General features: G+C 55.0%; 12 protein-coding genes. 9 read left to right on the top strand and 3 right to left on the bottom strand.

Annotation, left to right across the window (positions count from 1 at the left end; genetic code table 11):
• Positions 1 to 5: 5 nt before the first annotated feature.
• Entirely contained in the window at positions 6 to 1,544 is a 1,539-nt protein-coding gene (locus PKO01S_RS03040) for a Ppx/GppA phosphatase family protein (RefSeq protein WP_127529815.1), read from the bottom strand.
• Between the two features lie 283 nt (positions 1,545 to 1,827).
• On the opposite strand from PKO01S_RS03040, the gene citZ reads away from it, so the two are divergent.
• From citZ to PKO01S_RS03005, 7 genes are all read left to right on the top strand, one after another.
• The gene (gene citZ, locus PKO01S_RS03035) at positions 1,828 to 2,940 is read left to right on the top strand and encodes a citrate synthase (protein WP_127529814.1); all 1,113 of its coding nucleotides are present in this window, start codon (positions 1,828 to 1,830) and stop codon (positions 2,938 to 2,940) included.
• 139 nt (positions 2,941 to 3,079) lie between these two features.
• Positions 3,080 to 4,375, top strand: coding sequence for an NADP-dependent isocitrate dehydrogenase (gene icd, locus PKO01S_RS03030; protein ID WP_127529813.1), 1,296 nt, complete (start codon positions 3,080 to 3,082; stop codon positions 4,373 to 4,375).
• Between the two features lie 786 nt (positions 4,376 to 5,161).
• On the top strand, positions 5,162 to 6,103 hold the full coding sequence (mdh, locus tag PKO01S_RS03025; RefSeq protein ID WP_127529812.1) for a malate dehydrogenase: 942 nt from the start codon (positions 5,162 to 5,164) through the stop codon (positions 6,101 to 6,103).
• A gap of 105 nt (positions 6,104 to 6,208) precedes the next feature.
• Complete coding sequence (gene recQ, locus PKO01S_RS03020; RefSeq protein WP_127529811.1) at positions 6,209 to 8,461, top strand: DNA helicase RecQ; 2,253 nt, start codon at positions 6,209 to 6,211, stop codon at positions 8,459 to 8,461.
• 122 nt (positions 8,462 to 8,583) lie between these two features.
• Complete coding sequence (locus PKO01S_RS03015; protein ID WP_127529810.1) at positions 8,584 to 9,006, top strand: hypothetical protein; 423 nt, start codon at positions 8,584 to 8,586, stop codon at positions 9,004 to 9,006.
• A 24-nt stretch (positions 9,007 to 9,030) separates the two neighbouring features.
• Positions 9,031 to 9,987, top strand: a complete 957-nt coding sequence (locus tag PKO01S_RS03010) for a sugar kinase (RefSeq protein ID WP_127529809.1) — start codon at positions 9,031 to 9,033, stop codon at positions 9,985 to 9,987.
• A 1-nt stretch (position 9,988) separates the two neighbouring features.
• Positions 9,989 to 10,774, top strand: a complete 786-nt coding sequence (locus PKO01S_RS03005) for a DeoR/GlpR family DNA-binding transcription regulator (RefSeq protein WP_127529808.1) — start codon at positions 9,989 to 9,991, stop codon at positions 10,772 to 10,774.
• Positions 10,775 to 11,405: 631 nt separating this feature from the next.
• Here the strand turns inward: PKO01S_RS03005 and nagA are convergent.
• Positions 11,406 to 12,599 carry an N-acetylglucosamine-6-phosphate deacetylase gene (nagA, locus tag PKO01S_RS03000; protein ID WP_127529807.1) on the bottom strand — a complete coding sequence of 398 codons (1,194 nt, stop codon included), beginning with the start codon at positions 12,597 to 12,599 and terminating at the stop codon, positions 11,406 to 11,408.
• Positions 12,599 to 13,327: a glucosamine-6-phosphate deaminase gene (gene nagB / locus PKO01S_RS02995; RefSeq protein WP_127529806.1), complete on the bottom strand. Its 729-nt coding sequence runs from the start codon at positions 13,325 to 13,327 to the stop codon at positions 12,599 to 12,601. Before nagB ends, nagA begins: the two co-directional genes overlap by 1 nt.
• Before the next feature lie 276 nt (positions 13,328 to 13,603).
• On the opposite strand from nagB, the gene fni reads away from it, so the two are divergent.
• Together fni and rbsK are read left to right on the top strand one after the other, a co-directional pair.
• Complete coding sequence (gene fni / locus PKO01S_RS02990; protein ID WP_127529805.1) at positions 13,604 to 14,683, top strand: type 2 isopentenyl-diphosphate Delta-isomerase; 1,080 nt, start codon at positions 13,604 to 13,606, stop codon at positions 14,681 to 14,683.
• Complete coding sequence (gene rbsK / locus PKO01S_RS02985; protein WP_127529804.1) at positions 14,680 to 15,624, top strand: ribokinase; 945 nt, start codon at positions 14,680 to 14,682, stop codon at positions 15,622 to 15,624. Before fni ends, rbsK begins: the two co-directional genes overlap by 4 nt.
• Positions 15,625 to 15,627 lie beyond the last annotated feature (3 nt).

Below are 15,627 nucleotides of genomic sequence, written 5' to 3'. Positions count from 1 at the left end.
AGGCGCTAACCGTTATGGTAAGGCATCTCCAGCACAGGAAGTAACTTCCACGCTTTACGGAAATCTTTGGACAGCTCGTCCACTTCGGCCCGTTCGATATCGAGCGGGCCGCTGCTCGTTACGGCGCTCAGCTTCAGAATCCCGTTCTCTGCCGTTACAGCCAAGCGGCCGATCGATTGCGTCTCGCTTCGGTCAAGCGCGATGGACAGCTGCAGCAGCATGCCTAGCAGCGCTGCGGTCTCGATGTCGCTCTCGCTCAGCAGATCGCGGAATTCAGCAAGCTGCTGGCGAAGCTTGCTCTTCCCTTTGAAGGAAGCGATGGCCGCGATAATGACGATCTCCCGGTGGGACAGCCCGTTCAGATGCGAGTTGATGATCAAATAGTACGTATGCTTCGAATACTGGTAGTAGTCGATGGATGCGCCGATACGGAACAAAGTAGAAGCTGCATCGAGCCACAGCGCGGCGCGTTCGGGCAATTCCGTCTGGCGGTTTAACGCTTCGAACAGCTGCATGGCGATCCGGTTCACTTGTACGACGTGAATAGGCGGCGCTTCCGGGTGCAAAGCGCACAGGTTGCGGACGCTGTACCCGAGCACATCATCGAGTCTTGGCTTAGCCGAGAAGCGCGTATCGAAGAACAAGCCGTCACGAAGACCGGCACCGCATACAAGATAGTGGGTCGATTGCAGCTTGCGGTACACGACCCGCAGGATGGCTAGACCGGTAATGAAGACGTCAGCACGGTCTTTGGACAAGCCGGGCATTTTGTTCCGCTTCTCCGTCGGAACGAACCGCAACTGCTCGAACAGATCGTCCGTACGCGCTGCGGAGATGTTGTAATTGTGATTGAGCGGGAAGCTGTATTTGCTTATCGCCTGATCGAGCTTGCCCAGTGCACGGACCGTACCGCCGACGCCGACAAGCGGAAGACCCGGCGACCATTGCAGCCAAGGTTCGCGCTCAAGCGCTGCATGAACCGTTTCTTCTAGCGTTTGTAAGGTAGTGTCCGGCAATGTGCCGTCCTCCGTCAGGAAGGATCGCGACATATTTACGCAGCCGAATGGGAACGATACGCTTTGTACAAGCGTGCGGTCGCGAAACAGGGATATTTCCGTGCTGCCCCCGCCAATATCGATCAGGAAGCCGTCCCGGACGTCAAGCGAGTTGATCATGCCAAGAAAGCCGAAGCGGGCTTCTTCTTCGCCGGAGATCACCTCGATCGTCATTCCGGTTTCCTCTTGGAGGCGGTCCACAATTTCATCGCGGTTGATTGCGTTGCGGATCGCAGCCGTAGCGACGGTACGAATATGTCCTGTCCGGTGGTGGGTGCAGATGAGCCGATAATGGTTCATGATGTCGACTAGCTCGTCGATTTTGTCCGGCATTAACCGTCCTTGCTCATCGATGGCTCCGCTGAGTCTTGCAGGACGCTTGCTCCCGTCAATTACGCGGTGAGCGCCGCTGGCCGTTCGTTCATATACGGCTAGCCGAATGGAATTGGAGCCAATGTCGATGATACCGATCCGTTGTTCTATCGTCATAACGTTCCTCCGGAAACGAGTGGAATGCCTCGCATAACGGTATGCGGACTGTAACGACATTTTACCATTTCGGACGCATGATTAATAACCATTTATGCCGTTACATAGAGCTTTTTTTGGCATGGTTAAAAATACTTTATGATGTCGATAAAGGAATTCTATTTGTGGATTTGGGCTGTTTTGTTCACTTCAACGTCAAAAATACGGTATGATAAATAATGTTGAAAATGAGACGAGAGCCTTTTTTCATTGTATAATTCCGCAACCAAAGGAGAGATAACACATGACAGCAACCAAAGGTTTGGAAGGAATTGTCGCTACGACATCTTCCATTAGCTCGATCATCGACGGCGTACTCACGTACCGCGGAATCAATATCGATGAATTGGCGGAAAATGCTTCCTTCGAAGAGGTTGCCTACTTGCTATGGTTCGGTAAGCTTCCGACGCAATCGGAACTGGACGACCTTAATCGTCAACTGGGCGAGTATGCTGCAATTCCATCGGAAATTATTGAGCAAATGAAGCTGTACCCTAAGGACAGCAACTCGATGGCAGCGCTCCGCACTGCTGTATCGAGTCTGGCGCTCTATGACGCCGAAGCGAACGACATGGCTTACGAAGCGAACGTTCGCAAAGCGATCAAGCTGCAAGCGCAGCTGCCGACGGTAATAGCAGCGTTCTCCCGCATCCGTAAAGGGCAGGACCCGATTGCACCTAAGCAAGGCGTATCGGTTGCTCACAACTTCCTATACATGCTAAGCGGTGAAGAGCCTAGCGATGTAGCAGTTAAGTCGCTTGATCAAGCGCTCGTGCTGCACGCTGACCATGAGCTGAACGCATCGACGTTCTCTGCCCGCGTTACGGTAGCAACGCTGTCGGACATTTATTCCGGCGTTACTTCCGCAATCGGCACGCTGAAAGGCCCGCTGCATGGCGGCGCCAACGAAGCGGTTATGGTTATGCTCGAAGAAATCGGCTCGCTCGCTAATGTAGAGCCATACATTACAGCTAAGCTGAACAACAAAGACAAAATCATGGGCTTTGGCCACCGTGTGTACAAGAACGGCGACCCTCGCGCGAAACATCTGATGAAGATGTCCCGTGAGCTCGGCAAACAAAAGGGCAACCTGGAGTTGTACGAGATGTCCACGAAGATCGAAGAACTCGTGACCGGCCAAAAAGGTTTGAAGCCAAACGTAGACTTTTACTCGGCATCGGTATATACTACGCTGGGTATCGCGCGCGATCTGTTCACGCCGATCTTCGCGATCAGCCGCTTGTCCGGCTGGACGGCACATATCCTTGAACAGTACGAGAACAACCGGATCATCCGTCCTCGTGCTGAATACACGGGACCGTCGAACGCGAAATACGTTCCAATTGCGGAGCGTTAATTCGTAAGTTCAGTCTCGCCGCAACAACATTTACGTACATGCCGGGCGGGAGCCGCCCGCGGGCCTTTGGCTTGCGAGGCGCTTGCATCCGCCGGGCTTTGTTATGACTACTAATTCAATTTTCTAGGAGGAACCATTCATGCCACAACTCGAAAAATTCGCGCTGCCGACTGAAGGCGAGCAAATCACGATTCAAAACGGCGTTCTGCAAGTACCGAACAATCCGATCATTCCTTTCATCGAAGGCGACGGCACTGGCCGCGATATCTGGCGCGCATCGGTTCGCGTTCTCGACGCTGCTGTAGAGAAAGCATACAAAGGCGAAAAGAAACTCGCTTGGTACGAAGTATTCGCTGGCGAGAAAGCATTCAACCAATACGGCGAATGGCTGCCGGCTGACACGCTGACGGCAATCCGTGAATATATCGTTGCAATCAAAGGTCCACTGACGACGCCAATCGGCGGCGGCATCCGTTCCCTGAACGTTGCGCTTCGCCAAGAGCTTGACCTGTACACTTGCCTTCGTCCAGTTCGTTACTTCAACGGCGTTCCATCGCCAGTTAAACGTCCTGAGCTCGTTGACATGGTTATCTTCCGCGAGAACACGGAAGACATCTATGCAGGCATCGAGTACCAAGCCGGTTCGGACGCAGTTAAGAAAGTGCTCGCATTCCTGCAGCAAGAAATGGGCGTTAACAAAATCCGCTTCCCAGAAACTTCCGGTATCGGTATCAAGCCAGTTTCGGCAGAGGGTTCGAAACGTCTCGTTCGTTCGGCGATCGAGTATGCAATCAAACACGGCCGCAAATCGGTTACGCTCGTACACAAAGGCAACATCATGAAATACACGGAAGGCGCGTTCAAGAACTGGGGCTACGAAGTAGCTGAGCAAGAGTTCGCTGAACAAACATTCACGTGGGGCCAATACGATGTAATCAAAGCAGAGCAAGGCGAAGAAGCGGCTAACGCTGCACAAAAAGCTGCTCTGGATTCCGGTAAAATTCTCGTGAAGGACGCAATCGCAGACATCGCACTGCAACAAGTTCTGACGCGTCCAACGGACTTCGACGTTATCGCAACGCTCAACCTGAACGGTGACTACCTGTCCGACGCACTGGCTGCACAAGTCGGCGGCATCGGCATCGCTCCAGGCGCTAACATCAACTACCTGACGGGCCATGCGATCTTCGAAGCAACGCACGGTACGGCTCCTAAGTATGCAGACAAAGACGTTGTTAACCCAGGTTCGGTTATCCTGTCCGGCGTAATGCTCCTTGAGCACCTTGGCTGGCAAGAAGCGGCTGACCTTATCTACAAAGGTATGGAAACGTCGATCAACAACAAAACGGTAACATACGACTTCGCACGTCTGATGGAAGGCGCTAAAGAAGTTAAATGCTCCGAGTTCGCTAACGAAATCATCGCGAACATGTAGGAATGTTTGTTTGTAAGGGGGCAGCCCCCTTACGAACCCCCGGGTCCCCTGCGGGGAGGCTGAATCGCCCTAGTCGGGCGGGACAAGCTTCCCTTAGCAGGGGGCTCTTTTTGTCCTCTGCGTGGGGCCTCTTTGCGCCCTGGCCGGGCGTGGCAGCATGATCCACTGCGTGGGGCCTGTTCGCCCTAGCGGGCGGGACACCTTTTCCCCTGCGGGGCAGCTTTTTTCGCCCATCCCCCTAAATCCCCCTTCCCCCAGGAAGGAGGACCCCAAAGGGCTCCGCCCTCTGGACACCCGGAGGCCTCGAAATGGTGCGCACTCGTGTGGGACTGTGCTGTTGAGCCGCTTTCGTACGATCGGATGTTCCCTGTCGGGAACATCCGATCGTACACGCTCTACGGCGTGCATGCAACTTCCTTGCGAGGTCGGCGGTTCGAGCGTTTGAGCGGGCTGTGGGTGCTGATGCGATGGAACAAGATTAGTGCCGTGCGCTCAAGAGCTTCGCGCACGAGGGACATGACCGCCTTCGTAGGATCGGTTCCCTGCGGGAACGCCCGATCCGAAAGCGGTGGACTACCATGTAGTCCGAAAAACATAAAAGCAAGAACATAAAAGCGACAAGATAAGAGCGACAAGATATAAGCAACAGGGCAAAGCTTGAGCGATTAGCGTTGATGTGATAAGTTTAGATTTGATGCTGCATCATTGCTTCATGCCATATTTCTTTGATAAAAAGCGGAAGAACCGATAAGCCTATTAGAGGCTGAAGAAATGGAGGTAGCTGCAATGGCGATCAAACGGAACAAAATTACAGTGGTCGGAGCCGGCTTCACCGGAGCGACGACGGCGCTAATGATTGCGCAGAAAGAGCTTGGGGACGTTGTGCTGGTCGATATTCCGCAGCTCGAGAACCCTACGAAGGGCAAAGCACTCGATATGCTGGAGTCTACGCCGGTTCAAGGGATAGACTCGCGTATTACAGGGACGTCGAGCTATGAGGATACGAAAGATTCCGACGTCGTGATCATTACGGCGGGAATCGCCCGTAAGCCAGGCATGAGCCGCGATGATCTTGTCAATACGAACGCTGGCATCGTGCGGTCGGTGTGCGATAATGTGAAAGCAACAAGTCCTAACGCCTATGTGATTCTCTTGTCCAACCCGGTCGATGCAATGACGTATGTCGCTTATCAACAGCTCGGTTTTCCGAAAAATCGCGTCATCGGCCAATCCGGCGTACTGGATACCGCACGCTATTGCACGTTCATCGCGCAAGAGCTGAATGTGTCGGTAGAGGATGTACGGGGCTTCGTGCTCGGCGGACACGGCGATGATATGGTTCCGCTCGTTCGGTACTCGAACGCCGGCGGTATTCCGATCGAGAAGCTGATTCCGGCTGAGCGGATCGATGCTATTGTGCAGCGTACGCGCGTTGGAGGCGGGGAGATTGTGAATCTGCTCGGCAACGGCAGCGCCTATTATGCGCCTGCGGCATCGCTGGTCCAAATGACGGAAGCGATTTTGAAAGATAAGAAAAGAATACTCCCCGTAATCGCGCTGCTCCAAGGCGAGTACGGCTATAACGATCTGTTCATGGGAGTACCGGCCATTATTGGCGGAGACGGCATCGAGAGGGTGTTCGAACTCGATCTGACGGCGGAGGAGAAAGCGGCGCTCGATAAGTCTGCCGACTCGGTACGCAGCGTGATCCGAATCGTTCAAGGATAAACCGCATCATTCATAATAGATTTGCACAATAGCATCAGGAAGACCCTGACAGGCTGAATGACTGCCAGGGTCTTCTTTTGTTTAAGAAGAGAGGGGTGAAACGACGTGCTGGCAGAAGCGAGGAAGCTGCTGAAGCAGGTTTACGGCTATGATACGTTCCGCAAAGGGCAGGAAGCGATCATAGGGGGCATTATGGAAGGAAGGGATACGCTAGCCATACTGCCGACCGGCGGGGGCAAATCGGTTTGTTATCAAATTCCGGCACTGCTCATGGAAGGTACGACGCTGGTCGTATCTCCTCTAATATCCCTGATGAAGGATCAGGTGGATGCGCTCAACCGTCTCGGCGTGAAAGCGGCTTATTTGAATAGTTCCATGGGGGCGGCCGAGTACCGGGAAGTGATGCGGCAAGCGTTCATGGGCGAGTTCAAGCTGCTCTACGTCGCACCAGAGAGATTGGATGCTCCGATGTTCGCGTCGTTGTCGGAGCAAATGGTTATACCGCTGATCGCAATCGACGAAGCGCACTGCGTGTCGCAGTGGGGGCATGATTTTCGTCCAAGCTACCGGCAGCTAGCAGGATGGATCGCTCGGATGAACAACCGGCCGCTCGTAGCCGCTTTCACGGCGACGGCGACGGAGGAGGTAGCCCGAGATATCGCGGCTATGCTAAGCCTTCGCGATCCGAGCGTTCACGTCAGCGGCTTCGCGCGCGATAACTTGTCGCTGTCCGTAGTGAGCGGGACGGACAAGCCTGCCTTTCTGCGCAAATTTATGGCGGAGCGCGCCGACCAGTCGGGCATCGTATACGCAGCGACGCGCAAAGAGACGGAGCAAGTACATGCTCAATTGGAGAAGATGGGCATCGCAGCCGGCAAGTACCACGGCGGTCTAGGCGATGTGGAACGCGCAGAGATGCAGGAGAAGTTCCGGTTCGACGAACTGCGCGTCATGGTAGCGACGAACGCATTCGGCATGGGCATCGATAAGCCGAACGTCCGGTTCGTGATTCATTGGCAAATGCCCGGCGACGTCGAGTCGTACTATCAGGAAGCAGGCCGCGCAGGACGAGACGGAGAAGAGAGCGAATGCATTCTGCTGTTCGAACCGGCGGACGTGCAGGTACAGCGGTTTCTGATCGAGCAGGGCATGGGCGACGGCGACCGGAAATCGATCCAGATGGCGAAGCTGCATACGATGATGAACTACTCGCGGACCCAGCGGTGTCTTCAGCAGTTCATCGTCGAATATTTCGGCGAAGCGGATGTGCCGCCGTGCGGGAAATGCAGTAGCTGTCTGGACAAAAGCGAACTGGTCGACCGGACGGACGACGCGCTGAAGGCGTTGTCCTGCGTCGCAAGGCTGAAAGGAAAGTTCGGCGTCACGACGGCGGCGAAGGTGCTGAAGGGCTCGCGCGACAAACGAGTGCTGGAGTGGGGGCTGGACAGGCTGTCTACCTATGGTTTGTTCTCCCGCTGGCCAGAGAAAGAGATTTCCGATTGGCTCTATTGGCTAGTAGCCGAGGGATATCTAGCCATGAGCGAGGGGCAATATCCGACCGTGTCGCTAGCATCCGGCTCGCTGCCGGTGCTGGAAGGCCGGGAACAGGTGCTTCAGCGGAAAAGGACATCTGTACGAAAAGCCGCTTCCGCTGCCGTCAGCTCTCCGTTGTTCGAAGCGCTGCGAGAATGGCGGAGAATGGCTGCAGCACGGGAGAAGGTTCCGCCGTTTATGCTGTTTTTCGATGCGACCTTACGCGATCTGGCAGACGCGGCTCCAACCACTCACGAGGCACTGCTGACGGTCAAAGGCATTGGCGCGGCCAAAGCGAACAAATACGGCGCCGAAGTGCTCGAAATTATCCGTTCATCCTCAAGCTCATCAGGTTCAAGCATCGCACAATTGGCTGATGCCGGATCACTGGAGGCAGGCAACACGTCAGGCGGTGAACCATACGGCGGTATGCATGACAGCGGCGTGAAGCGGACAGCTTCCGCAACAGCAGCAGCGTCATCTGGTGCACCAACAGCTGTGTCTGCCGCAGATGCAGCCGACAATGCGGCAGGGACCAGCCACGCGCTGTCGATGGAGCAATTCGAAACGGGCATGAGCGTGAAGGAAATCGCCGCTTCGCGGGGGTTAAGCGAAGTCACGGTTGAAGGACATTTGATCCGCTGCGCACTGGAAGGGTATGCGGTCGATTGGGAGCGGATTTTGCCTAGCCAATATGAGAGTAGGATCGTAGAGGCGATCGAGCAGACGGGCGGCGAGAAGCTGAAACCGATCAAAGAGGCGCTTCCCGATGAGATCACCTACTTCATGATCAAGGCATGCCTAGCAAAGCGAAGCTTAGGTTAGAGTGGCTTGAAGGCGGCAAAGCTGACAATATGGTGAAGTTTGTCGTCCAGCTTTGTGAAATGGAGTGCATTTTAGTATACTGATAGAGATTAGAAGGTAACGTTTTCAAGGAGGAATTGGTTATGGACAACATTATGACTTTGCTTCACGTAATCGGCGCGACGGGTATGGGCATTTATTTGCTGATGCCGGTGCTGATCGGACAATCGACGAAACTGACGGGCGCGGGCCAAGAAGGGCTTTCCGCTGGTCTGTATACGGCGAACCGCATTGCGCAATACTTCCTCGTCCTGCAGCTGTTGACGGGCGGCTATATGATGTCGCAAAACGACTACACGCCGCTGTGGATGGCGCTCGTAACGGTCGGCTTCCTGGCGATTGCCGCTGTATCCGGCATTATGGGCAAGCCACTGAAGCGCATCGGGCAATCGATTAAAGAAGGTCAAAGTGCAACGGCTCACATTGGCAAAGCACGCGTGCTTAGCATCGTTGTGCTGCTTCTGTATGTGGTTGTTATTATTTTGATGAAAAATCCGATGACGTAAGATCAACGGGAGAGGAGTATCAGCATGAATACTGCATCACCTGATTTGATTACGTTTGGAGAATCGATGGCGTTGTTTATGCCGGCTGAGCACCGCGCTTTGGAGCGGGCGGCTGTGCTTGAACAAGGCTTTGGCGGTGCGGAAAGCAACGTCGCAGTCGGGGCAGCCCGGCTCGGCGTTTCTGTAGGGTGGTTCGGAACGCTCGGCAACGATCCGTTCGGCCATATGATCGTCAAGACGCTGCGTGGGGAAGGCGTCGACGTATCAAGGGCGAAGCTGAGCAGCGAAGCGCCTACGGGGCTGATGTTCCGCGAGACGGTCGCCGGCAGGCTGGCCGTCCACTATTACCGGAAGCATTCGGCTGCAAGCCGTATGACGCCGGAGGATCTGGACGAGGAATACATTCGCAGCAGCAAGCTGTTGCATGTGACAGGTATTACGGCGGCGCTGAGCGACAGCAGCAGACAAACCGTCATCCGTGCGATGGAGATCGCCCGCGATGCAGGCGTGCCGGTGAGCTTTGATCCGAATTTGCGTCTTAAGCTGTGGTCGATCGAAGAAGCCCGCAAGACGCTGCTTCCGATGGCGGAGATGGCGGATTATTTTATGCCGGGCTGGGACGAGCTCCAATTGCTCTATGAGACGCAGGATTGGGAGATCGTTGCCGAGCGGCTCGCGGCGCTGAAGGCGATTTCGGTCGTGAAGAGCAAAGGGGACCGTACAATCGTTCTGCAAGACGGGCGTATGGACGAAGTTCCGTTCTATCCAGCGGACAACGTTGTAGATACGGTCGGTGCAGGCGACGGCTTCTGTGCCGGATTCCTCGCAGGTATCGTGAAAGGCATGACGCCAATCGAAGCGGTTCGCCTTGCGAGCGTTACTGGATCGCTTGCGGTACAGATGCGCGGCGACTGGGAGGCGCTCCCGACTTGGGAAGTAGCTGCAGGACGCTTGGGCGGACAAGCGTGGGTGGAGCGCTAAGATGGCAGAACTGCAAGTATCGAAAGGCAAACGACGCCGCGACGGTATTTTGCAAGAGCTGAAGCTTCAAGGCAGGCTGTCCGTTCAAGAAATTGTCGACCGTTTCGGCTGCTCGGAGGCGACAGCCAGACGCGATCTGGAGCTGCTGGAGAAGTCGCAACCGATCATTCGCACGATTGGCGGAGCGATGTACGACGGGATGAGCACGGTCAGAGATGTCAGCTTTGCGGAGAAGGAGCGTCTGTCCTATCTCGAGAAGGAACGTATCGCCGCGAAGGCGGTATCGCTTATCGAGGAAGGCGACGTCATCGGGTTGTCCGGCGGGACGACGAATTTTCTTATCGCCCGGTCGATTAAGACTCGCCGCGGCATTACGGTCGTGACGAATGCGGTCAATATCGCAATGGAGCTCGCGGGAAGCGAGATACAAGTTGTCGTGACGGGCGGCATTATGCGCCATAACAGCTTCGAGCTGTGCGGTCCGCTCGGCGAGGCGATGGTCAGTCATCTCCATATCGGCAAAATGTTCATCGGCGTCGACGGTGTCAGCGTCTCGGGCGGCATTACGACGTATTCCGAACAGGAAGCGCAGATTGCCAAATCGCTGCTCTCGCGCTCTCAGCGTACGATAGCTGTCTTCGATCATACGAAGGTCGGCAAGACGTCGCTGTTCTCGATAGCGCCGTTGTCTATTATTCATACGTTCATTACGGATGCGCCGCTGGAGCCTGAAGTTGCCGACGCTGCGAAGCAGATTGGCATAGAAGTGCTGCTGTGCGAGAACTGAACTAGAGTGTTGGAAGGCTGTCCCTGCCGTTAGGCGGGACAGCTTTTTTATTTTGGAGATGAATGTGGTGTTGTTATTGCTAGCTGGTGCGGGACATAGGAGAGGGGGATTGGGGGCGCTAATGAATCCTACAATGCTTATTAGCGGAAAAACAGACGCTTGAGAAGTGTAACGAATCGTACAGACGTTATTTCGTGTTGTAATGGCTCAAATCGAGTGTTTTATTTCGCAAGGCAGCTCCCGCTAACTACTTGGTCGGACTGCCCTGTACCTGTCTATATCGCTAATGCATCTAAGCTGAGACTGATGCCTATAGGAGAAGGGTTAGCAGGTATGGGCATCAGTCTCAGCTAGGCGAGTGTTGAGCGATTTGGTCGGACCGCTCTGTCTAAATCGCTAATGCAACTAAGCTGAGACTGATGCCTATAGGAGAAGTGTTAGCGGGTAAGGGCATCAGTCTCAGCTAGGCGTGTGTTGAGCGAGTTGGCCCGGCAGCCCTATCTATATAATCCAGAACAAAGAACCTAAAGAAGCATCTTACACGGCTCGATAGAAGCGAGCGTGAGTAAGATGCTTCTTAAGGCGAACATTAATGTTGAATGTATGGATCCCTGTGTCAGTTGAGAAGTGCCTATCGCTGATAGACGGTACGGCCGGCGACCCAGGTGCGCTGAACGCTCAAAGTGTCGTCGAGCAGGACGAGATCGGCGCGTTTGCCGGTTGTGATGGAGCCGGTCTTCTCGTCAATGCCGAGCAGCGCTGCGGGATTGCCGCTCGCTTGACGGCTCGCTTGCTGGATCGTTGCGCCGGCTTGTTCGATCATGTAGCGAAGCGCCGCATCCATAGTCAATGTACTGCCGGCCAGATTGCCGCCTTCCTTTAGCCGGGCGATGCCGCCGGTTACGATGACGTCGAGGCCGCCGAGATCATAGTTGCCGTCATCGAGACCTGCTGCCGATATGGCATCGGAAATAAGGACGAGTTTGTCCGCTGGTTTTGCTGCGGCAAGCAGCCGGACCGCTGCCGGATGCACGTGGATGCCGTCGGCGATGAGCTCGGCATAGATCGTATCCTCGGTCATAACCGCTCCGAGCGTACCCGGCTTCCGGTGATGAAGGCCGGTCATGGCATTGAACGTATGCGCGCCTTGGTTCAAGCCATATTGTACCGCTTCGACGATCTGTTCATACGTCGCGTTTGTATGGCCGCAAGCCGCGTTAATGTGATGGTCGCGCAGCCAACGGATAAGCGGAAGCGCACCTTCTTTCTCCGGCGCCAGCGTCATCTGGCGGATGAGACCCGGAAAGCGTTCCGACCAGTCCTCCAGCCAGTCGGGGCGGGGAGGCGACAGATAGGCCGGGTTTTGCGCGCCAATCCATTCGCGGCTTAGAAACGGGCCTTCGAGGTGAACGCCAAGCAGTTCGGCATATTGCATATCTCCGCCGCGGTATCCGCTGGCAGCAGTCAACACGGCTTCGATTGCTTCATGTGAAGCAGTAACGGTCGTGGCGAGCATACCCGTCGTACCGTGAGAAGCATGGAATTTCGTAATTCGGTCGTAAGCGTCATGGTTGGCATCCATGAAATCAGAGCCGAAGCCGCCGTGAACATGAACGTCGATGAAGCCAGGCAGCAGCCAGCCTCCTTCGCCGTTGATAACAACCGCATTCTCGACGAGCCGCTGGCGGTTTTCCAAGTTAGGACCCTCATCCGAAACAACGTCAGCTATAAGCCCGTTATCGATTATGGCACTGCCTTGGATGATTTGATCGCCGCTGACGATTCTCACATTGCGAATAATCCAATTTCTGTGGCTGCTAGTCATTAAAGATCCAACTTCCTTCCCGCTTCGCGGTCGAGCAGGACAATGACATCGCTGTGCGTCTGAAGCAGCGAAGCAGGACAATCGGTCGTGATCGGTCCAAACAACGCTTCGCGTACAATGTCCGCCTTGTCTGCGCCGCGAACTGCTAGTATGATCGTTTTGGCTTTAAGGATCGAACCAACGCCCATCGTAACCGCTTCTGTCGGTACTTCATCCTTAGAATCGAAGAAGCGGGCGTTCGCATCTCTTGTCTTCTCCTGAAGCTGAACTATATGGGTTCCGCCGATCAAGCCTTCCGCTGGTTCATTAAAGCCGATATGTCCGTTATGGCCAAGACCAAGCAGTTGGACATCGATCGGATGCTCCTCAAGCAATTGGTCGTATCGTTTGCACTCGCTGTTCAGCGAATCCGCCATTCCGTTCGGCAGATTAGTCTGTCCGGCAGGAAGATCGATGCGGCTGAACAGATGTTTGTTCATATAGAAAGCGTAGCTTTGTTCGTGATCGGCTGTCAACCCGACATATTCGTCGAGATTGAAGGAGGTAATATGGCGGAACGATACGCCCAAGCGGTGATGCTTCTCTACCAGCTTGTCATAAATGCCGATAGGGGTCGAGCCTGTTGCAAAGCCGAGCACCGCTTCAGGATTATGTTTAACGGTATCGATTAAGTATTGGGCGGCTGTTTCGTCGAGCTGCTCCTGCGAGTCGAAAATTTGAATATTCATTTCGCGCAACCTCCATTAATAAGTTACTTCTATTGTACGTCAAATGACTGGTTGTTACAATAAAATGATCGATAAAACCATAATTATGATTTATTCAATCAAAACGAATGGGTGAATCGAAGGGAAGCTCGCACATGCCTCGTTTTATTAACCTGCGTAAGCTGAACCTCCATTATCCGACCGGCTTGTGCAGCAAACCGGAAAGTTGCTCGAACCATAATCGCTACGTTATGATTAGGGAATAAGGTTTGAACGAGGGAACAGGAGGAATTTGTCGTGGCTTATTCATCGCGCAATGCGCCGGATGAGGCAGCGCAGACCGCGAAACGCAAAGGGGAACATATCCGGATCTGTTTGCAGGAAGAAGTGGCTGGCGTTGGCATTACGCCGGGCTTTGAGCGTTACCGGTTCCGGCATAATGCGTTGCCGGAGCTGAGATTTGATTCGATATCGCTGGAGACCGATTTTCTGGGCAAAAGATTAAAAGCGCCCCTTCTTGTCAGTTCGATGACCGGAGGAACGGATGAAGCATCCGCTATTAATGTAAGGCTTGCGAAGACAGCCGAAGCGAGAGGATGGGCCATCGGGCTCGGATCGATGAGGGCTGCAATCGAGAACGAAGCGCTGGCGGATTCGTTCCGAGTACGGCATGTTGCGCCGACGGTCCCGGTCATTGCCAATCTGGGCGCTGTACAACTTGGCCTTGGGTATGGCACGGAGCAGTGCAGAAGAGCGGTTGAGCTTGCGGAGGCCGATGCGCTCGTCCTTCATCTCAACGGCATGCAGGAGCTGTTCCAGCCGGAGGGCGATACCGATTTCAGCGGATTGTTGCATCGGATAAATGAGGTTTGCCGGCAGTTGGACGTGCCGGTCGGCGTGAAAGAAGTCGGCTGGGGCATTGATGCGGCTACGGCGGCACGGCTGCATGATGCGGGAGTTGCTTTTATCGACGTGGCGGGGGCAGGCGGAACGTCATGGAGTCAGGTTGAGAAATTCCGCTCGTCCGACCGAATGAGACGTGCTGCGGCGGAAGCGTTTGCAGATTGGGGCATTCCGACGGCGGAATGTATTCGGGACGTCAGGCAAAGACTGCCGGAAGCAGTCGTTATCGCTAGCGGCGGCCTCGGCAACGGCGTTGAAGCTGCGAAAGCGATTGCGCTTGGCGCGAATGCAGTTGGCTTTGGCCGTGCGCTGTTGTCACAGGCTGCGCCTGCCGGCGGTGAAGAAGCGTTGAGCTCACAATTCGAGCAGATCGAATTCGAGCTTCGCGCGGCGATGTTCGGCATTGGGGCTGCTACGATTGCTGAATTGGCGGCTACAGATAGATTATGGGACGAGAGCGGGGCAACTCGATGAACGGTCGGCATATTGTTGTGGCGGGAAGCTTGAACATGGATGTCGTCAGCCGGGTAGAACGGTTCCCGCGTCCCGGCGAGACGATTCGCGGCACCGACGCTCTGTACAGTCCGGGCGGCAAAGGAGCGAATCAAGCGGTTGCGGCTGCCCGATCCGGCGCAGCAACCGTAATGGTTGGAGCCGTCGGCACCGACGGCTTCGGACAACAATTGTTAGGAGCACTCGCTTCAGACGGGATAACGGTTGAAGGTGTTGGCGTTAAAGAGGGCTCGTCCGGCATCGCGCTAGTTACGGTTGATGGAGCGGGCGAGAATCAAATCGTACTGTGCGAAGGGGCGAACGGGAAAGTCGGAGAGGAGGAGCTGAGACAGTTCGAACAGCTCATGAGCAGCGGTGCTGCTGTGCTGCTGCAGAATGAAATTCCGTGGGAAGCTAATGCGGCGCTCATGAAGCTCGCTTCGCAAGCGGGCGTTCCCGTGCTGTACAATCCGGCGCCTGCGGCTCCGGTACCGGACGAAGTATTGCCTCTACTCGATACGATCGTGCTGAATGAGACGGAGACAGAAACCGTAACCGGCATCGCGCCTTCCGATGAGACGAAGCTAAAGGAAGCAGCCGGACATTTGCTTGCGAAGGGTGTCGCTGCTGTTCTCATTACACTAGGAGCAGCAGGCAGCTATTACCATGATCAGAGCGGAACGACCGTACGCATGCCGGCACGGCAAGTGTCGCCGGTGGACACGACTGCGGCTGGCGACACGTTCATCGGTGCCTATGCAGCAGTACGGTACGGCGGCGCTTCCTCCTCGCAATCGCCGGAAGAAGCGCTCAGCTATGCGACGGCGGCGTCTGCATTAGCGGTTATGAAACCAGGCGCGCAGTCTTCGATTCCTTCGAGACCGGAAGTGGTGGCTTGGATGAAGGACGAACCGACCGTATAGACG

Origin of the sequence: Paenibacillus kobensis NBRC 15729, assembly GCF_004000825.1 — a bacterium.
Taxonomy (GTDB): Bacteria; Bacillota; Bacilli; order Paenibacillales; family Paenibacillaceae; genus Paenibacillus_T; species Paenibacillus_T kobensis.
The sequence above is the reverse complement of the archived record's forward strand: the minus strand, read 5'-3'. Positions and strand labels throughout refer to the sequence as shown.